Genomic DNA, 19,245 nt, shown 5'->3' on the forward strand with positions numbered 1-19,245 from the left:
CGCAGGTCGCAGCACCACACTTCCTTACACAGCACACGCTTGCCATGGATGAAGTCGCCCGACTTGAAGAACTGACTCGCCTGGGGGTGCTGGATACCGCACCCGAACCCGTGTTCGACGCCATCGTGGCCGCCGCGCGCGCCGCCACCGGCATGCCCACGGGCCTCATCTCGCTGATCGACCGCGATCGCCAATGGTTCAAGGCCAACATCGGCCTGGAGGGCACCTGCGAAACCCCACGCAACATTTCCTTCTGCACCCACGCCATCGAACAGCGGGGTCTGATGGAGGTTCCAGACGCGCTCCAGGACCCGCGTTTCCAGCGCAACCCTCTTGTGCTGGGTGGGCCGCGCATCCGCCACTACGCTGGCATTCCGCTGGAAACGGCGCACGGTGCGCAGATCGGCACGCTGTGCCTGCTCGACACCCTGCCTGGCGTGCTCTCGCCCTCGCAGCGCGAGCTGATGGTGCACCTGGGCCGGGTCACCACCCAGGTGCTGGAACAACGCAGCGCGCTGCTGGCACAGGTGGAACAGGCGCGTGTGCTGCACCGCGAACTGAAGCGCAGCGAGGATTTCCTGGAGCGCACCAACACCGCCGCGCGCGTGGGTGGCTGGGAACTGGAGCTGGCCAGCGGCGACGTGCGCTGGACCCGCGAAACCAAGCAGATCCACGGCGTGCGCTCCAGTTACGAACCCACGCTGGCAACGGCGTTGTCCTTCTACCGGCCCGACACCCGCGGCATCATCCAGACGGCGGTACAGCGCTGCGTGGACGAAGGCACGCCGTATGAACTGCAGCTGCCGATGAGCACCGCCGATGGGCGCGACATCTGGGTGCGCGTGGTCGGCAACCGGCAGATTGTCGAAGGCCGCCAGCGGCTGGTGGGCGCCATCCAGGACATCAGCGAGGAACGCAGCACCCGCGATGCGCTGGAAGCCAGCGAGGTGCGCTACCGGCGCCTGTTCCACTACAGCCTGGGCCTGATCTGCACCCATACGCTGGATGGCACGCTCACCTCGGTGAACCCGGCCGCCATGCAGTCGCTGGGCTACGACGAAGCCCACGTGGTCGGCCGCAGCCTGGGCGAGTTCATGCCCGAGGACAAGCAGGAGCACTTTGCCGCCTATCTGCGCCGCATCGGCGCCAACCACACCGATTCGGGCGTGATCGAACTGATCGCCGCCGATGGCACCCGGCGCTACTGGGCCTACCACAACGTGCTGGATTCGGAAGCCCAGCCGCCCTATGTGCTGGGCCACGCGCAGGATGTCACCGCCCTGCGCACCCAGGAACAACAGCTACGCGAACTGTCCTTCAAGGACCCGCTGACCCAGTGCAACAACCGGCGCTACCTGCACACCCTGGAAGCGCAGACCGGGCAGGCCTGGGCCTGCCTGGTGTTCGACCTGGACCACTTCAAGCAGATCAACGACAGCGAAGGCCATCGCCGCGGCGATGCGATCCTGGTCGGCTTCGCCACCTTCCTGCGTACACCGCTGGGCAAGGACGAGGCCGTGGTACGGCTGGGGGGCGATGAATTCCTGGTGGTGTCCAACAACCCCGACCCTGCACGGCTGCAGGAACTGGAGCGCTGGTACAACGATCATTGCAGCGATTCGCCCTGCGCATTCTCGATGGGCGCAGCGCAGCATGTGCCCGGCGAAAGCGTGGCCGATACCATCCACCGCGCCGATGACCATCTGTACCGCGCGCGGGCCCGCGTTCGCCGGTCACCACGCGGCGCCAGCCACGGCGATGGCGGGCGCTAGTCCAGCAGGAAACGGCTCATGCGCTGCAGTTCATCGTCCAGCGCATTGCTGAAGGCCGCACCGCGCGGTGCCGCGCCGCTGATGTAGCCGAACTGCGGCAGCAGCTGGCCGCCGGCCACCGCCACGTTGGCCCAGCCAATCACCTGCTCGTGCCACAGCAGCGGCAGCGCGTAGTAGCCGAAGCGGCGCTTGGGTGCAGGCGTATAGGCTTCGAACCGATAGACCCAGCCCCACAGCTGTTCGAAGCGGCGACGGTCCCAGACCAACGGGTCGAACGGCGCCAGCAGGCGCACGGCCTCATCCACTGCGTGGCGTCGCGAACGCGGGTTCTCGTCGGCCGGCCAGAACCAGACCGTGCCATCGACCGTGCAGCTGGCCAACTGCGCGCGCGCGTCGCGCAGGGCCTGCTGCAGCGGCGCGGCCAGGTGCGGAGCGCCATAGCCCAGCAGCCGCACCAGGTAGGTCAGGCTGGCCGCCGGCAGCGGCGCGTACTTGCGCACCACCAGGGCCAGCAAGGCCTCGGCACGCTGCTGCGCGGTCAGGCCATCGGCATCAAGCGGCGCGTGCAGCGCCGGTGCGTAGATGCGCGTGCCGCTGTCACGCCGCTGCACCCGCAGCAGCCCGCGGTAGTGCATGCCATCGAGCAGCTGCGTGCTGGCGTTGCTGGTGCCGCCCCAGTAATTGGTCACCCGTCCATGCGCAAAGACCTGGTCCACCTCGCGCGGATGTACCGCACCCTGCGCCTGCACGAATGCCAGCACCTGCTCGGCGCGGCGCCGGGTGGCCGCATCCCAGGCCCGCTTGGGCACGCGCGGGTGCATCAGCGCCACGTGCTCGCGCGGCAGGAAGCCATAGTTCACCAGGCAGTCTTCTTCCACCGGCAGCCGCGCATAGCGGCGCTCCAGGTCACCAGCGCGATAGTCCTTCACGCGGTGCCGCAGGGTCAGGTCCTGGGCACGGGCAGGCGCGCGGATCGGATCGGCCTGCACGAAACCCAGGCGACGAATCGCCGCCATCAGCGTGGTGGGCGTGAACAAGGTGCGTGACACCGCATAGCGGCGCAACTGGTCCAGGGTGGGCGATGCGGCCATGGGCCATTGTAGATCGGCGCGGCAGCCGGATGGCGGCGACTGGGCCCCGGCGACGGAAGGCGCAGACTGCTTGGCATCGACGCGACGGCGACGACTGGGGCAACGACGGCACGTCGGCGACTGGGGGGAACGACGGGACGGCGACAACTGGGGGCGACGACGGAACGGCGACGACGGGGGGCAACGACGGGGTAGAGTCCACTGTTAGTCGACTGCTCTTCCCAGAGCTGCCAAAAAACCCGCGCTGCGCGCGATAGTCGACTAACAGTCGACTCTACCCAGCCGACCATTTCCAGCCGACCATTTTCAGTCGGCCATTTCCAGTCGGATATTCCCAGTCGGCCATTCCCAATCGCCCATTTCCAGTCGGCCATGCCCGGTCGCGCATCCCCAACCGACCCTACCCAGTCGACGTTTCCCCGCCGTTTCCCCAGCCGCAGGGCGCAGACCATGCGCGGCCGTTCTACAATCCGGGCAGGCCGTCACCCAAGGATCTGCGTGCCCCCGTTCAATCTGTTCCAGCGTCTTTCGCAGGCGCCGACCAATCCCCGCGCCGAGCCGGCGCCACGCAGCTTCGATGTGGCCGAACTGTACGCGGGCCCGGTGGCACTGCCCGGTGATGCCGCTGCGGCGCCGCTGGCGCTGGACGAGAAGCTGCGCCAGGCCTACTTCTGGATCGTCAACAACGCGATCATCAGCCCGCACTACGACATCGAATACCACGACGGTCCATCGCCGCGGTTCAACGTGGGTGACAGCCGCCGTCCGCTCACCCTGCCGTCGGCGCAGAGCTACTCCAGCTACGTGCTGCTGCCGCTGCTGACCTTCGCCACCCGCCGCAAGTGCCTGTTCGTGGGCGGGCCCGGTCGTGGCAAGACCGCCAGCGCCATCCTCATGGGCGTGCTGGCCGGCTACCCGGTGCGCGAGGTGCGCCGCGCCATGCAGCATGGCCACCCGCAGATGACCATTGCCGATCTGCTCGGCAACCCGCTGCCGGCCGACCTGGTCGCCGCCCAGGACATGAACCAGATCCGCATCGCCTGGCGCAGCTGGCTGAGCATGCGGGTGAAGATCATCGACGAGTACAACCGCATTCCCACCCGCACCCAGAGCGCCCTGCTCACGGTGATGGGCGACAACTACGCCGAAATCCTCAACCACGTCTACGAATGCCCCGAATCGGCCTGGTACTTGACCGCCAATGATGATCGCGGCGGCGGCACCTACCAGGTGATCGAGGCCCTGCGTGACCGCATCGACGTGGTCGTGCAAGCGCTGGCGTTCAACCCGCGCTTCCTGGAAGAGATGCTGCTGCGCATCGAACAGGACATCCGCCCCGAAGAAGTCGTGCCGCGCGACATCATCTTCACCGAGGCCGAGGGTGACCAGCTGCTGCAGGAAATCCGCGCGGTCGAGGTTCCGCAGGATGTGCGCCGCCGCATCGAATTCTTCAGCAGCCAGTTCGAGCTGATGGAAACCGCCGGTGCGCAGTTCGAATACATGACCAAGGACACCGCGCGCCTGGCTGGCGCCGACTGGGCACAGCTGACCGCCGCCGACAGTGGCCGCGACCGCATGAAGGACCTCGGTTGCCAGACCCGCAACGGCCTGTCCGTGCGCAACCTGATGACACTGCTGATGTTCGCCAAGGCCATGGCCTACTTCCGCGGCAACACCACCGTGGCCCTGGACGACGTGCGTCAGGTGCTGCCCTTCGTGCTGAACGACAAGCTGCAGCCCGACCCGGATGCACCGTTCTTCGCGCTGCCGGAAAACGCCGCCTACCGCAGCGACCACCTGGGCTGGCTGCGGTGGCTGTTCGATGCGTCCACCGCCGAGTACGACCGCCTGGACCTGGACCGCGACGATCCGGTGGGCACGCTGTCCGAACAGTTCGCGCAGGGCCTGGACGGCCTGGGCGAAGGCGAGACCCGCAAGCGCCTGACCCGCATCGAACGGCTGGTGGAAGAGCGCGTGAAGGGGCGCAAGCTGTACGGCCACCTGTACGACGATCTGCTGAAACTGAAGTACCTGCACCAGCGCTACACCAATTACCTGCACTGGCTGCGGGCACGCTGAGATGGTGTCGCCCACTCTGGCGTCGCTGCTGGCATCGCGGCGTGCGCTGTTCAACCAGGCCGTGGCCGATGCACGCCACCGCTGGCCCAGCCTGGACCTGGCCGCGTTCAGTCAGTTCGTGCGCGAAACCCTGGATACGCTGTGCCAGGCCGTGGACGGCGAAGACCCGGCGTGCACCGCCCAGGTGTGCGAGGTGGCCTTCGAACTGGGACTGCAGCTGGTGGCCCATGGCCAGGCCGGCCCGCGTGCGCGCCTGCCCTGGGTCGATGCGGCCTGGTGCACGCTGGCGCCTGCGCTGGCTCCGTTGCTGCGGCGTGAGCCACACGCGGTGCTGGGCACCGTGGCCAACGCCGTGCTGCGCATGGCCGAACAACCCGGCGTACGCGTGGACGCGTGGATTGCCACCGTGGCCGCACACGGTGCGCACTGCAGCAACGTGCAGCAGCTGCGCGACCTGGGCGCACTGGCGGCCTGGCGCGCGGGCATGGCGCAGCTGCGTGAGCCGGTACTGCAGCAACTGGACAGCCTTCCGCTCGCAGTGACCGCCGCGATCATCGGCGCCCCTGCCGCCGGCGTAGACGACCTGCCCGCGCGGCTGCGCGCCGACCGCTGGTACCACCCAGCGCCGAGTGCCGCGGTCGGCCACAGCACGGGCGCCTTCACTGGTTTTGGTGGGTCGTTCAGCACGCCTCCGCTGGTGCGGCCCACGCCGCAGGGCTTTGTCATCCGCAGCGGCGAACAGCACTTCCTGCTGCTGGCCGATGCCTTCGGTGCGGCCCTGCTGCCGGCCCATGCCGGGGAGTTCGATGCGGCGCCGGCCGGTACGCTGCCGGCTGCCACCGCCGCGCGCCTTGCCGAACAGCATCTGCCGCACGCGGCTGCACGCCATGAGGTGCAAGCGGTGGCCAGTGACGCTGGCATCGTCCTGTTCTCGGCCTGGTCGCATGCGCTGCGCGTGCTGCCACCGCAATGAACCCGCCACCGCTTCCCGGCTCCCTGCTCGCCTGGCAGCAGGCGTGGCCACAGGCACTGGCCGCCTGGAGCCGGTTCACCCGCCTGCAGGACCCGCGCCTGTGCGACTCGCACGTGGAAGCCGCTGCCGAGGGCTTGACCGGCAGCTTCGCCGCCATCCGCCTGGCCGACCAGCGCATCGTGATTGATCTTGAGCAGGTGCAGCAGCTCGGCCTGCAGCCCTATGCGGTGGAAATCCTCGCGCACGAGATCGGCCACCACGTACTGGCCCCGGCCACCGCCAGCGACCATGCGCGCATGCTGGCCCGCATCCGCCGCGCGCTGCCGACGCTGGAAGCACACGCGCCGATGGTGGCCAACCTCTACACCGACCTGATCATCAACGACCGCCTGCAGCGCCAGAACGGCCTGCAGATGGATGCCATCTACCGGCGCCTGGCGCAGGCGGCCACCCGGCCGGCATCCACGGTCTGGCAGCTGTACATGGGCATCTACGAGGAACTGTGGCAGCAGCCGCGTGGCGCATTGGGCGGTTCCCCGGACGATGCGGCCGTGCACGCCGATGCGTGGCTGGGCGCGCGGGTGGTGCGCGTCTACGCCAACGACTGGATGGCCGGTGCCACCCGCTTTGCAACCCTGCTGCTGCCCTGGCTGCTGCAGGCACAGACCGATGCACGGCTGGACGCCCTGATGGACACCCAGCACGCCGGCCACGGCAGCCAGCCCGCGGGCCTGGGCCAGCTGGATGACGATGAGCTGTCGCCGGTCCTGCACCCGGCGGACGACCCGCTCATCACCGGCCAGGCCGATGAAGCGGGCCCAGCAGAAGCACCGCAGCACACCGCAGCCGCCACCTCGCGCGGGCAGATGCGCGAACCGTTCGAATATGGGCAGATCCTGCGCGCGGCCGGGCTGGATCTGGATGACCACCAGATCGCCATCCGCTACTACCGCGAACGCGCGCTTCCGCACCTGATCCGCTACCCCAGCGCGCCGCAGCCGCAGGCACTGGAAGCACTGCCCGAAGGCCTGGAACCGTGGGAGCCGGGCGATGCACTGGATGCGGTGGACTGGCTGCAGTCGGTCCTGCAATCGCCGCACGTCATCCCCGGGGTCACCACCGTGCAGCGGGTGTACGGGCTCGCGCCCGGCCGCGAGCCGGCGGCAGAACCCATCGATCTGGATCTGTACGTGGACAGCTCGGGCTCGATGCCCAACCCGCAGCAGCACACCTCCTACCTGGCCCTGGCCGGTGCCATCATTGCGTTGTCGGCGCTGCGCGCCGGCGCGCGCGTACAGGCCACGCTGTGGAGCGGCACCCACCAGCATCTGCATACCGATGGCTTCGTGCGCGCCGAAGACCCCATCCTGCATGTGCTGACCGGGTACTTCGGCGGCGCCACCGCCTTCCCGATCCATCGCCTGCGCGACACCTATGCCGCGCGCACGCCGCGCGACCGCCCCGTGCACATCCTGCACATCTCCGACGACGGCATCACCACCCTGTTCGACCAGGACGAACGTGGCGGCAGCGGCTGGGATATTGCCCGCCATGCACTGCAGGCCGCGCGCGGCGGCGGCACCATGGCGCTGAACCTGTACAGCCCGCTGCCAGCACGCCTGGCCGATGCCGCGGCCACCGGTTGGACCGCCGACCTGCTACGCGCGCGCGACGCCGGCTGGGACATCCACGTGGTGCGCGACATGGCGGATCTGCTGCAGTTCGCGCGCGCCTTTGCCCAGCGCCACTACGCGCCCGGCCCGGTCGGTCCACGACCGTGATCGTGCTGTGGCGGCTGACCACGCTGTGCAACCTGGCATGTGGGTTCTGTGCCTACGACCGCCGCGTCCGCCAGCCCCGCGTGCACATGCCGGCCGCAGAGGTGGAGCGTGTCGCGGACCTGTTCGTGCGCTACCAGCAGCGCAGCGGCCAGCCAGTACTGCTGAGCTGGCTGGGCGGCGAGCCGCTGCTCTGGCCCGGCCTGCTGCCGCTGTCGCAGCGGCTGCGCCAGCAGGGCCTGCGGATCAGCATGACCAGCAATGGCACCCGTGCCTGGCAGCCGGGTGCTGCGCAGGCATTGGCCGAGGCCTTCGACGAGATCACCTTCAGCATCGATGCCCCCGGCCCCATGCACGATGCGCTGCGCGGCTGGCCCGGCGGTGCGCGCAGGCTGGAACAGGCGATCCGCGCCCTGGCTGGCCAGTGTGTCGGCGAGAACCAAAGCCGCCCGCGCCTGCGTGCCAACGTGGTGCTGATGCACCCTACCCTCGAACACTTCTCCGATCTGTGCCTGCAGTTGGCCGACTGGGGCGTGGATGAGATCACTTTCAACCAGCTGGGTGGCCGCGACCGCCCGCTGTTTCACCGCCAGCACGCGCTGACGGCCGTCGATGTGGCACAGCTGCGTCATGCCCTGCCCGCCCTGGCCGTTCAACTGGCCGAGCGCGGCGTGCAGCTGCATGCCCAGCCGGCATATCTCGACCGCTTCCATGCCAGCGCCATCGGCGCGGCGCTGCCGGTGCTGGATTGCGAGGCCCGCCGCCCGACCCTGTTCATCGACGAACACGGCCGCATCGGCGCCTGCAGTTTCACCGTCGACACCCACGCCATCGACAGCCGCGACCTGCGCCAGCCCGACGACCTCGATACGCTGCGCGAGCGGCTGCGGCAACAGCGCCTGCAGACGCCGGCCGCGGTCTGCGGTGATTGTCCTTCCACCCAGGTGTTTGCAAAATTCGGAACATGACCATGACCGCTGGCCCTGCCCTTGATGTCCTGCTGCGCCGCCTGCTGGAAACCCCGCCGGATTTCCTCGCCGTGCCGCGGCGTGCCGGCCAGGGCGGTGTGCATGTGGCAGCCGTGGTGGGTGATGTGTTCGCACAGCACGGCCTGGACCTGCCGCCCGCATTGCGTGCCACCCTGTCCGGCGATCTGCCGGGCGTGGGCGCCAACCAGCTCAGCGTGGCCGCCGTTGCCGCCTGGCTGATGGCCGACCCGCACTGGCAGCAGATCGCCCTGCAGAAGGAGCTCTGGCCAAGCCTGTTTGCAGACGCCATCCCCGCGTTGGCGGCCAGCGCCCCGGCCGATCAGTTCGTGTTCGAGGCCGACCGCCGCGAAGAACTGGCGCGTACCGCCATTGCCCGCCTGGGCCTGCTGCCTGAGGGGGAAACCGCCGCCCAGGCCGCCGACCGCTTGGCCCGCATCAGCGGCGTGGAACGGCAGCGCCTGCTCGACGCCAGCCGCGCCACCGAGGCACGCGCCCGTGCGATCCGCGAGGCGCTGGCGCGCAAGGCCGCCGAAGAATCGGCCGACAAGTGGACGCGCGAGTAACCCGGTGGGCATGCACACCGAACCGACCGATGCCGATCGCTACCCCACCCTGAGCGATGCCGGCCGCGCGATGCTGCGGCACATGCGCGAGCACCCGGCCGCGCCGCTGTTCCGCAACGCCAGCGGCAACCGTCTGTTGGCCGACGAAGTGGCCGCGCTGCGCGTCTACGAACGCGACATCGCCCAGGCGCGGTTCGACTGGCACCCCGGCAGTCCGCCGCCGTGGCTGGACGCGTTCGTGGAAGACACCTTCGCCCAGGTGCCGCACTACCGGGCACTGCCGCGCCCCTCAGCGTTCCAGGACATCCACAGCGTGCACCGCGGCGACCTGGCCGCCGACGTGGCCCGCTTCGTGCCCGACCCGGTGCCACTGCAGCGGATGATCAACTTCCGCACCACCGGCACCACCGGCCATCCGCTGGTGCTGCCCTCGCACCCGGTGGTGGCCGCGCGTTACCTGGCTTACCACAAGCGTGCCCTGCGCCGCTTCGGCATCACCCTGCAGCACGGCGCCGGGCAGATGGGGGTGATGCTGCTGGGCATGCAGCAGCGCTGCTTCACCTATGTGTCGGTCACCCCCAGCATGGGCGAATCAGGGCTGGCCAAGATCAACCTGCACCCGGACGACTGGCGCCATCCCGACGATCGCGCGCGCTACATCGACCAGATGCAGCCGGAGGTGATTGCCGGCGATCCGATCTCGTTCGCCGCGCTGCTGCAGTTGCCGGTGCAGCACCGCCCGCGCGCGCTGCTGTCGGTGTCGATGGCCCTGTCACACGGGCTACGTACGCAGCTGGCCGAGCGCTTCGCTTGTCCCGTGCTGGATCTGTATTCCATGAACGAAGCCGGGCCGCTGGCGGTGTTCGATGCCGAGGCCGGCGGCCACGTGCTGCTGCAGCCGGGCATGTACGTGGAAATCCTGGATGCCGACGGCACGCCACTGCCGGCCGGGCAGACCGGCGAGATCACGCTCAGCGGCGGCTTCAACTTCTGCCTGCCACTGCTGCGTTACCGCACCGGTGATCGCGGCGCATTGGCCATGGCCGGCGACATCCCGATGATCGTCGGGCTGCAGGGGCGCCGCCCGTTGCGCTACCGCACCGCGCAGGGACAGTGGATCAACAACATCGACCTGACCCATGCGCTGGCGCCGTTGCCGCTGTCACGATTCGTCGTGCACCAGAACGCCGATGGCAGCTTGCAGCTGTCGCTGCCGCCGGGCGAACTGCAGCATGCCGACGACGCTGCACGGCGGCTGGCCGCAGCGCTGGTCGGCCAGCCCGTGCAGGTCGTTCCGTTGCAGCACGACGACAAAGTCCTGCAGTACAGCAGTGATCTTGCCGGCAGCCAGACGCAGTAGCCGCTCAGCGCAGCAGCTGCGCGTATGCCGCCAACACCGCCAGATGCCCCACGTAGTACACGTAGAACCACCAGCGCGTGCGCGCAATGGCCCAGGGCCAGCGTGCCATCAGCCACAGCACCGGCACGGCCAGCAGCGCCCACGCGTTGCCGTTGAACCAGCACACCGCGGCCAGCGCCGGCAGCGGCAGCCACCACACCCGGTGGCGGAACGCGATCCAGCACAGCAGCACCAGCCCCACGCCGGCCCAGCGGTAATCCACGAAGAACGGCAACACACCGGCGGCCAGCAACAGCCACCACGGTCGATTCCGTGCGAGCGCCTGGATGGCCAGGGCCGCCAGGGCAAAGGTTAGCAGGATGTTCACCGGCAGCCAGCCGCCGAACGCCCACGCATGCAGCGGCTGCGCCAGCACGCCCCATAGCGACAGGCGGCGGATCGACTTGCCCAGGTCGGCGCCGGGCTGGGCCAGGTTGCAGGCCATCACCGCCGCAAACAGCGGAAACGCGATACGCCCCAGCTCGCTCACCACCGGCACGTAGCCGCCATGGACCACCTTGGCCACATGGTCGCCGGTCATCAACAGCAGCGCCAGCCACTTCAACGCCTCGCGCGCGCCGCTGGGCAGCACGTAGGGAACGGTGGTCGGGGCTGCGGCTGCATCCTGCATGGGTATTGGGTTTCTGGTTGCGCTGCAAAATCTTGCCACGGCTGGCTATGCTTGTGCGTCCTGCACGTGAGGCACCGCCATGCGCACCCTGTATCCGTCCATCGAACCCTACCGCCAGCACAGCCTCGCCGTGGATGCGCTGCACACGCTGCATATCGAAGAATGCGGCAACCCACAGGGCCAGCCCGTGGTGTTCCTGCATGGTGGGCCCGGTGCGGGCGTTTCGCCGGTGCACCGCCGCTTCTTCGACCCAGCCCGCTACCGCATCGTGCTGATCGACCAGCGTGGCTGTGGCCGCTCCACCCCCTTTGGCGAACTGCGCGACAACACCACCGCGCACCTGGTGGCCGACATCGAGCAGGTGCGCGCACACCTGGGCATCGAGCGCTGGCTGGTGTTCGGTGGCTCGTGGGGCTCCACGCTGGCACTGGCCTACGCGCAGGCGCACCCACAGCGCGCCACCGGGGTGATCGTACGCGGGGTCTATCTGGGCCGTGCGGAAGAAAACCGCTGGTTCGCCGAAGCCGACGGCGGCGCCCGCTGGATCTTCCCGGAACGGTGGGCGCGCTACGAGGCCTTCATTCCAGAAGAGGAGCGCGGCGACATGATCGCGGCGTACTGGAAGCGCCTGGACAGCCCGGACCTCTCCGTTCGCATTGCCGCCGCGCAGGCCTGGCTGGGCTGGGAGGACAACGCAGCCACCCTGCTGCACGACGTCAACGCCATGTCCGATGAAGACCCGCAGCAGACCCTGGCCAAGGCCCGCATCGAAGCGCACTACTTCCGCCACAACGCATTCCTGGAACACGGCCAGCTGCTGCGCAATATCGATCGCATCCGCCATCTGCCCGGCGTGATCGTGCAGGGCCGCTACGACATCATCTGCCCCGCGCGCAGCGCCTGGGATCTGGCCCAGGCCTGGCCCGAAGCACGGCTGGAGATGGTGCTGTCCGGCCACAGCGCCACCGAAGCGGCCACCACCGATGCACTGATCCGCGCCACCGATGCGGCCCTCGACCACCACGCCGATTGACCCCGACACGCCTGTACCGCACGCCCCGCACACCCGTAGAGTCGAGCTTGCTCGACTGCCGCGCGCCGGTAGAGTCGAGCTTGCTCGACTGCTCCACGCGAAAACCCGTCGAGCAAGCTCGACGCTACGAAAACCCGCACACCCCGCGCGCGCGGCTATACCCAAGTATACCCGCGCTGTACCACGGGCCTCTAGGCCGGGCCCGGCCGGCGGCGGACAATACCGGCCTCCATCCACTGCGGAGTCGAAGATGGATCCCGATCCTGTCCGGTGCGCTTCGCGCGCGCCCTGCCCTCTTGTCCCTCTCTGCTGGTGCCTTGCAGCCGGTTCGCATCACCTTGCGTGACCGGGGCTGCGGGCATCGCCTGCCCGGAGCCCGCCCATGTCCTACAAGATCCTGTACATCACCCTGCGCCGCCTGATCGGTGAACGCGCGGTACCGGCGCTGCGCAGCCAGCTGCTGCAACACGGCCCGGTGCTGTTCGCGCGTGCGCTCGCGCTGGGCTCACCCCGCGTGGTGGCCGACGCACTGTCGCTGCTGCCAATGAGCGAACGCATCACCGTACTTCGCCACCTGCCCGCGCCGCTGCGCGAAACCATGAAGCCGCTGTGCATCGGCAGCAGCCCGCGCGTCCGCCTGCAGCTGTGCGTCGCCGCATTCGTGCTTCATCACTCCTGACCGGCTCCGATCCGTGGAGGGCTACACCCCATGAACCTCGATCTGCACCTGCCGGCATTCGATGCCGGCGCCACCCTGGCATCCCTGCTCAGCCTGTCCACCGCCTTTGTGCTGGGTGGCGCCATCGGCCTGGAACGGCAGGTGCGGCAGCGCACCGCCGGTCTGCGTACCAACACCCTGGTCGCGGTGAGCGCCGCGGTATTCGTCGATCTGGCCGTGCGCTATCACGGCCTGCACGGCGGCACGCCTTCGCCGCTGCACGTGGTCGCCTACGTGATTTCCGGCGTGGGCTTCCTCGGTGCCGGCGCCATCATGAAGGACGGCGCCCAGATATCGGGCCTGAACACCGCCGCGACGCTGTGGGGCTCGGCCGCAGTCGGAGCCTGTGCGGGGCTGAAGCTGTTCCCCGAAGCGCTGCTGGCCGCCGTCTTCGTCCTCGCCTCGAACACCCTGCTGCGGCCGGTGGTCAACCGCATCCAGCGCCAACCGCTGCCGGAAACCTTCAGCGAAGCAACCTACGCCATCAATGTGGTGTGCCAGCGCGAACAGCAGGCCGAGGTGCTGGACCGCCTGCTGCTGTTGCTGGAACAGGCCCAGTACCCGGTGCGTGCCGTAGACCAGCGCCCGTTCGGCGAGCGCGACGTGGAGATCGAAGCAGTGCTGTACGCCACTACCGTCGATGGCACCGAACTGGACGCCGTGCTGGCTGAGCTGGCAGCGCAACCGGGTATGCTGCAGGGGTTCTGGAATGCCACCCTGGAAGAGTGACGGCCGCGCTGCCCGCCAGCACCCCCAACAGCCTTTGCTATCCTCGCGCCTGCCCGCCCGGGAACCGTTGCCGATGCTCCGCCCCCCGCTCCGCCGCCCGCTGGCCCACCTGGCCCTGATCGTCGCCATGGCGGCCATCTTCCTGGTCGACACCTTCAGCGACTATGCCGTCGCGGCTGCCTGCTTCTACGCCGCACTGATCCTGGCCATGTCGCGGCGGCTGCTGCCCCGCGCGCTGCTGGGCCTGGCCCTGGCCTGCGTTGCCCTGACCATCACCAGCTTCCTGCTCACCCGCTCCGGGGCCTATCGCATCGGCTTGGTGAACACCGCCATCGGCATCCTGGTCATCGGCATCACCACCTACCTTGCGTTGAAAATGGAAGCGGCCAAGGCCGCCGTGCAGGACGCGCAGACGCGGCTGCTGCGGGTGGCCCGTGCGTCTACCGTGGGCGAGCTGACCACGTCCATCGCGCACGAGGTGAACCAGCCCCTGGCCGCCATCGCCAGCAGTGCCGAGGCCGCCCAGCGCTGGCTGGCCCAGCAGCCGGCCAACGTGGAGCGGGCACAGCAGGCACTGGCGCGGATCCTGGCCGACGCGCACCGTGCCAGTGACGTGATCGCCCGCGTGCGCGGGCTGACCCGCGGCGCTGCGCCACAGCGCGAAGTGTTCGACCTGAACCAGGCCGTGCAGGACATGCTGGCCCTGTCGCAGGCCGAACTGGAGCGCCAGCACATCACCGTGGCCACGTTGCTCGACCCGACGCTGCCCACGGTGCTGGCCGATCGCGTGCAGGTGCAGCAGGTGATCGGCAACCTGCTGCTGAACGCCATCGAAGCCATGGCCAACACGCCGCTGCCCGAGCGCCGCCTGTCGGTGCTCACCCACGCCCGCGACCAGCACGTGCGCCTGAGCGTGCGCGACCGCGGCGTCGGCCTGCCCAGCGAAGCGATCGAACAGGTGTTCGATGCATTCTGGACCACCAAGCCCGATGGCCTGGGGCTGGGGCTCAGCCTGAGCCGCAGCATGCTGGAAGCCAATGGCGGCCGCATCCACGCCGAGCGCGCCAGTGGCGGCGGCGCGTGCTTCATCATCGAACTGCCTGCCATGGAGGACGCCGCACATGACCCGCACCGCGCACACTGAACCCGATGCCGTGGTCTACGTCGTGGATGACGACGCCTCGGTGCGTGCGGCACTGGAAGATCTGCTGGCCTCGATGGGGCTGGAGGTACGCAGCTTTGCATCAACGCAGGCGTTTCTGCACGCGGCGCGCGAGGATGCGCCGGCGTGCCTGGTGCTGGACGTGCGCATGCCCGGCCAGAGCGGCCTGGACTTCCACCGGCAGATGGCCGCCCACGGCCTGCACCTGCCGGTGGTGTTCATCACCGGCCACGGTGACATCGCCATGGGCGTGAACGCCATCAAGGACGGCGCGCTGGAATTCCTGACCAAGCCGTTCCGCGACCAGCAGTTGCTGGACGCCATCCAGAAAGGCATCGCACAGGACCGGCAGCGCCGCAGCGAGCACAACGAAACGTCCGCCCTGCAGGCACGCTGGGCCACCCTCACCACCGGAGAACGCGAGGTCGCGCAGGGCGTGGTTGCCGGCCGCTTGAACAAACAGATCGCCGCCGATCTGGGCGTCAGCGAGATCACGGTAAAGGTCCGGCGCGGCCAACTGATGCGCAAGCTGGGCGCACGCACCCTGGTCGACCTGGTCCGCCTCTACGATCGCCTGAGCGCCGAACGCCCGTAGAGTCGAGCTTGCTCGACTGCCCCGCTCAGTAGAGTCGAGCTTGCTCGACTAACGCATGCCCAAAGCCGTCGAGCAAGCTCGACGCTACGAAAGCCGCTCGACGTTACGGCTTCACCAACAACCCGGCAATGCGCTCGGCCACCTGCGCTCGTGCATACCCCGTCGTAGAGTCGAGCTTGCTCGACTGCCGCGCGCCAAAAGCCGTCGAGCAAGCTCGACGCTACGAAAGCCGCTCGACGTTACGGCTTCACCAACAACCCGGCAATGCGCTCGGCCACCTGCGCGCGCAGTGCCGGCTCCAGCTTCCCTTCATACATGGCTTCATAGATCCACAACCCATCGGCGGCCAGCCGCGCCACGAATCTGTCCATCCCCGCCGTGTCATCCACGCTGGCCGGCGGCGCCGGTGCCCAGCGCTCCATCACCGGCGCCCACGGGCGCTGACCGGCCTCCGGGTCCATCGATTCCAGCATGAACAACAACTCGGCCCGCGTAGCACTCTGCGCAGAAACGCGCACGAACGTCTGGTAACGCTCCAGCGCACTGGCTTCTTCGGCGCGCTTGCCCAGCAGCACCTCCATCGACGCTTCCCACTGCTGCACCAAATGCTCGTCGATCCCGCGCAGCAGCGCTTCACGCGATGGGAAGTGGTAAAGCAGCCCGCCGCGGGTCAACTGCGCCTCGGCAGCGACTGATTCGAAGGTGACCGCACGCACGCCCTCGCGATTGATGACGGCCACGGCGGCGTCGAGGATACGTTGGCGCTTGCTGGTTCTCATGCGCGCTACTTTACGCGGTCAGCCGCGCCCTCGCGGCTGCCGACGCGGCCACACAGCAACCGGCCCGTGATGATCGCGCCGACCGCCAGCACCACGGCCACCACCCACAGCGCGATGCGGTAGCTGCGGTCATAGGCCGCCGTGGCCAGCACGAACCAGGCCTCCGGCCCACTCTCTCGGGCCACATGCACGGCCTGCACGAAGCCCTCGCGCGCGGCATCGGGCAGCCCCGTCGCCGGCAGGAACACGCCGTACAGCGCCGCGCTCAGGCTGCCCAGCAGCGCCACCGCCAGCAGGCCACCGAACTCGTAGGACACTTCTTCCACCGAAGAGGCCATGCCGGCACGGTGGGCCGGCACGTTGTTGAGGATGGCCGCCGACGCCACCGAGATCGCCGCACCCATGCCGAAACCGGTGATGGCCATACCGGCAATCATCCAGCCCAGCCCCAGCGGGAACCCGAACGCAACCACCGCCACGCCCACCGCACCAATGCCCAGACCACCGGCGATCAGCGGCCGCAGGCCCAACCGATGCACCAGACTGCCGCCCAGCAGGGCACTGGGCAGGCTGCCGAGCGCGGCCACCGACACCAGCAGCCCCGCATGTAACGGGCTGAAGCCGGCCACCAGCTGGAAGCGCTGGGTGGTAACCAGCTGCAGGCCAGCCAACGCGAACAGCGTGAACACCGCTGACAATGTGCCGGCCAGAAACGCCGGATTCTGGAACACGCTGAAATCCAGCAACGGATATGGCAGACGACGCTGCCGGCGCACGAACGCGTAACCGGCTACCGCGGCCAGCAGCAGCGCCGCGGCGCCCACGGCATAGGCCGGCGGCGCGGCAATCCACGACTTGATCGCCAGCACCAGGCCCGACAGCGCTGCCAGCGCCAGCAGCGAAGACCACAGATCCCACGGGCGCGAGTGATCGCGCTGGCCTTCTGGAGCCAGCACAAGCGTGGTCACGAAGGCGACCACGACCACCGGCACGTTCACCAGGAACACCGAACCCCACCAGAAATGCTGCAGCAACCAGCCACCGATGATCGGCCCCAACGCCGCACCCACCAGCGATACCGAGCCCCAGATCGCAATGGCCATCGTGCGCTCGCGCGGGTCGTGGAAGCTGAGGCCGATCAGCGCCAGGGTGGCCGGCATCATCGCCGCCGCGCCCACCGCCAGCAGCGCCCGCGCGCCGATCAACTGTGCGGCGCTGCCGGCATATGCGGCCACCACCGAGGCCAGCCCGAACACCACCAGCCCGATCAGGAACATGCGGCGGTGGCCGATGCGGTCGCCCAGCGTACCGGCGCCCAGCAGCAGGCCCGCCATCACCAGCGGATAGGCATTGATGATCCACAGCGCCCGCGCCGGCGTGGCCGCCAGCGCCTCGCTCAGCGTGGGCAGCGCGGTGTACAGCACCGAATTGTCCAGGGTGACCAGCAGCAGGCCTGCGGCCACGGTGAACAGCAACGCCCAGCGCCGGGCACGCGACAGGGCCGGAGCACCGGCCAGAGACTGGGAAACCGCCATCGAACACGCCCGCAAGGAGAATCGACCGCCATAACTATACAGGACATCCGGTATAGTTAGATGAACCCAACCCACCTCGGGGAGGCGGCATGCCTCGTAGAGTCGAGCTTGCTCGACTGCTCCTGCCAAAAGCAGTCGAGCAAGCTCGACTCTACGACGCCTCGTTTCCGATCATCGCCGCGCCCGACGCGTCACCGCCCCCCGTTCCCCATCATCGCGAAGCCAGAAAAGTGACAGCACCACGCTCGCCATCATCGCGACACCCAAACGGTCACCGCGCTGCATCCTCAACCACCACCAGCTCCGCATCCCCCACCTCATACGATGCGCTGGCGATATCCGCATCGAACCGCTGCACCCGCAGCGTGCCGGTCAACCGATACGCATCCCACAACGCCCCGGGCGCCATCGGCTGCGCCAGGCGCACATGAATCACCTGGTTCGGCGGTGGCGGTGGCACATGGATGCACGCGCCGTAGAACGGCACGAACAATCCCTCGCTCACCCGCCCGGCATTGTCGCCGCCCAGCGGCACCAGATAGCCCTGCAGACGCACCGGGCGACCGTCCACCGCCTCCACCACCGCCGACGAACCAAACTGCTTGGCGCGCACCGGGCTGGAATGGTCGATCACCGCTCCCGGCGCACTGCCGGCACCGCTGTCATCGATCAGCCCGCCAATGCCCTGCATTCCGTTGCCGCGCGCAACACCGATCTGCGGCGGGGGTCGCTGGAACATGTCCTGGTCCGGCATCAAACTGTCCCATTGCGCGATCACCGCAGCCTCGGGCGGACCGCTCGGTGCCGTGGCGGCAGTGGGCGCCACCGCTGGTTCGCGCCCGCAGGCCCCGAGCAGACACAGCATGAGAATCAGCAAGCCTCTACGGTTCATAAGGCCTCAACGTCGGTTCGCGCATGCTGTAGGCCGACCCACCCAGATCGTCGTCCACCCGCTCGGCCTGCAGATGCCCGGCCAAGAAGTACGGCGCATACATGTCCGGCATCGCGATCGGTTCCGGCAGCCGCACATGCACGATCTGGTTCGGCGGCGGTGGTGGCACATGGATGCACGCGCCGTAGTACGGCACGAACAGGAACTCACTCAAGCGCCCGTCGGCCGCGGTGCCCAGCGGCACCACATAGCCGGGCAACCGCACCGGTCGCTGCAGCACGGCGTCGACTGTGCGGAAGGTACCGAACTGCGCCATGCGCCGGTTACCGCTGTGCTGCACCTCCGGTCCGTCGCCTCGCTCCAGCGCCGCCAGCTCGTCGGGCGGCAGCATCTGCAGCCAATCCAGTTCCTGTTCGGGCGCCGCTGCAGCGGCAGGCGCATCCTGCGGTACCGCGGTCACGCCGGTATCCACCGGACGCTGGCAAGCCGCCAGCAGCAGCAACGACAACGCAAACACGTGGCGCATG

General features: G+C 68.7%; 18 protein-coding genes. 12 read left to right on the forward strand and 6 right to left on the reverse strand.

Annotation, left to right across the window (positions count from 1 at the left end):
• The first annotated feature begins 44 nt into the window (after positions 1–44).
• Complete coding sequence (locus tag C1932_RS10475) at positions 45–1,772, forward strand: PAS domain S-box protein (protein ID WP_108762101.1); 1,728 nt, start codon at positions 45–47, stop codon at positions 1,770–1,772.
• On the opposite strand, the gene C1932_RS10480 is transcribed toward C1932_RS10475, so the two are convergent.
• Complete coding sequence (locus tag C1932_RS10480; protein ID WP_108762102.1) at positions 1,769–2,863, reverse strand: crosslink repair DNA glycosylase YcaQ family protein; 1,095 nt, start codon at positions 2,861–2,863, stop codon at positions 1,769–1,771. The genes C1932_RS10475 and C1932_RS10480 overlap by 4 nt on opposite strands.
• 498 nt (positions 2,864–3,361) lie before the next feature.
• On the opposite strand from C1932_RS10480, the gene C1932_RS10485 reads away from it, so the two are divergent.
• Genes C1932_RS10485 through C1932_RS10510 form a run of 6 tightly spaced genes read left to right on the forward strand, consistent with a single transcriptional unit; the run spans position 3,362 to position 10,605 of the window.
• Entirely contained in the window at positions 3,362–4,942 is a 1,581-nt protein-coding gene (locus tag C1932_RS10485; RefSeq protein ID WP_108762103.1) for an AAA family ATPase, read from the forward strand.
• Position 4,943: 1 nt separating this feature from the next.
• Positions 4,944–5,915 carry a hypothetical protein gene (locus tag C1932_RS10490; protein WP_108762104.1) on the forward strand — a complete coding sequence of 324 codons (972 nt, stop codon included), beginning with the start codon at positions 4,944–4,946 and terminating at the stop codon, positions 5,913–5,915.
• Positions 5,912–7,696 carry a hypothetical protein gene (locus C1932_RS10495; RefSeq protein WP_108762105.1) on the forward strand — a complete coding sequence of 595 codons (1,785 nt, stop codon included), beginning with the start codon at positions 5,912–5,914 and terminating at the stop codon, positions 7,694–7,696. The genes C1932_RS10490 and C1932_RS10495 overlap by 4 nt, the downstream gene beginning before the upstream one ends.
• Positions 7,693–8,661 (forward strand): radical SAM protein, encoded by a 969-nt coding sequence (locus tag C1932_RS10500; RefSeq protein WP_159094532.1) that lies wholly within the window; start codon positions 7,693–7,695, stop codon positions 8,659–8,661. Before C1932_RS10495 ends, C1932_RS10500 begins: the two co-directional genes overlap by 4 nt.
• A gap of 2 nt (positions 8,662–8,663) precedes the next feature.
• Positions 8,664–9,245: a hypothetical protein gene (locus tag C1932_RS10505; protein ID WP_108762107.1), complete on the forward strand. Its 582-nt coding sequence runs from the start codon at positions 8,664–8,666 to the stop codon at positions 9,243–9,245.
• Between the two features lie 10 nt (positions 9,246–9,255).
• The gene (locus tag C1932_RS10510; protein ID WP_108763420.1) at positions 9,256–10,605 is read left to right on the forward strand and encodes an AMP-binding protein; all 1,350 of its coding nucleotides are present in this window, start codon (positions 9,256–9,258) and stop codon (positions 10,603–10,605) included.
• A 4-nt stretch (positions 10,606–10,609) separates the two neighbouring features.
• Here the strand turns inward: C1932_RS10510 and C1932_RS10515 are convergent, their stop codons facing one another.
• Positions 10,610–11,275, reverse strand: coding sequence for a TraX family protein (locus tag C1932_RS10515; protein WP_108762108.1), 666 nt, complete (start codon positions 11,273–11,275; stop codon positions 10,610–10,612).
• 79 nt (positions 11,276–11,354) lie between these two features.
• Here C1932_RS10515 and pip point away from each other — a divergent pair, with 79 nt between their 5' ends.
• The 5 genes from pip to C1932_RS10540 all read left to right on the forward strand — a co-directional run bounded on the left by pip (position 11,355) and on the right by C1932_RS10540 (position 15,512).
• A complete protein-coding gene (gene pip, locus C1932_RS10520; RefSeq protein WP_108762109.1) occupies positions 11,355–12,308 on the forward strand; it encodes a prolyl aminopeptidase in 954 nt (317 codons plus the stop codon).
• Positions 12,309–12,690: 382 nt separating this feature from the next.
• Positions 12,691–12,987 (forward strand): hypothetical protein, encoded by a 297-nt coding sequence (locus C1932_RS10525; protein WP_108762110.1) that lies wholly within the window; start codon positions 12,691–12,693, stop codon positions 12,985–12,987.
• Between the two features lie 30 nt (positions 12,988–13,017).
• Entirely contained in the window at positions 13,018–13,755 is a 738-nt protein-coding gene (locus C1932_RS10530; protein ID WP_108762111.1) for an MgtC/SapB family protein, read from the forward strand.
• Positions 13,756–13,822: 67 nt separating this feature from the next.
• Positions 13,823–14,899: an ATP-binding protein gene (locus C1932_RS10535; protein WP_108762112.1), complete on the forward strand. Its 1,077-nt coding sequence runs from the start codon at positions 13,823–13,825 to the stop codon at positions 14,897–14,899.
• Positions 14,877–15,512, forward strand: a complete 636-nt coding sequence (locus tag C1932_RS10540) for a response regulator (protein WP_108762113.1) — start codon at positions 14,877–14,879, stop codon at positions 15,510–15,512. Before C1932_RS10535 ends, C1932_RS10540 begins: the two co-directional genes overlap by 23 nt.
• Before the next feature lie 239 nt (positions 15,513–15,751).
• On the opposite strand, the gene C1932_RS10545 is transcribed toward C1932_RS10540, so the two are convergent.
• From C1932_RS10545 to C1932_RS10560, 4 genes are all read right to left on the reverse strand, one after another.
• Positions 15,752–16,291 (reverse strand): TetR family transcriptional regulator, encoded by a 540-nt coding sequence (locus tag C1932_RS10545; RefSeq protein WP_108762114.1) that lies wholly within the window; start codon positions 16,289–16,291, stop codon positions 15,752–15,754.
• Positions 16,292–16,296: 5 nt separating this feature from the next.
• Positions 16,297–17,826 (reverse strand): MFS transporter, encoded by a 1,530-nt coding sequence (locus C1932_RS10550; protein ID WP_108762115.1) that lies wholly within the window; start codon positions 17,824–17,826, stop codon positions 16,297–16,299.
• Positions 17,827–18,097: 271 nt separating this feature from the next.
• On the reverse strand, positions 18,098–18,718 hold the full coding sequence (locus tag C1932_RS10555) for a DUF3299 domain-containing protein (protein WP_108762116.1): 621 nt from the start codon (positions 18,716–18,718) through the stop codon (positions 18,098–18,100).
• Positions 18,708–19,244 (reverse strand): DUF3299 domain-containing protein, encoded by a 537-nt coding sequence (locus C1932_RS10560; protein ID WP_108763421.1) that lies wholly within the window; start codon positions 19,242–19,244, stop codon positions 18,708–18,710. Before C1932_RS10560 ends, C1932_RS10555 begins: the two co-directional genes overlap by 11 nt.
• Position 19,245 lies beyond the last annotated feature (1 nt).

The organism is Stenotrophomonas sp. YAU14D1_LEIMI4_1, from assembly GCF_003086815.1.
In the GTDB taxonomy this organism is placed as follows: Bacteria; Pseudomonadota; Gammaproteobacteria; order Xanthomonadales; family Xanthomonadaceae; genus Stenotrophomonas.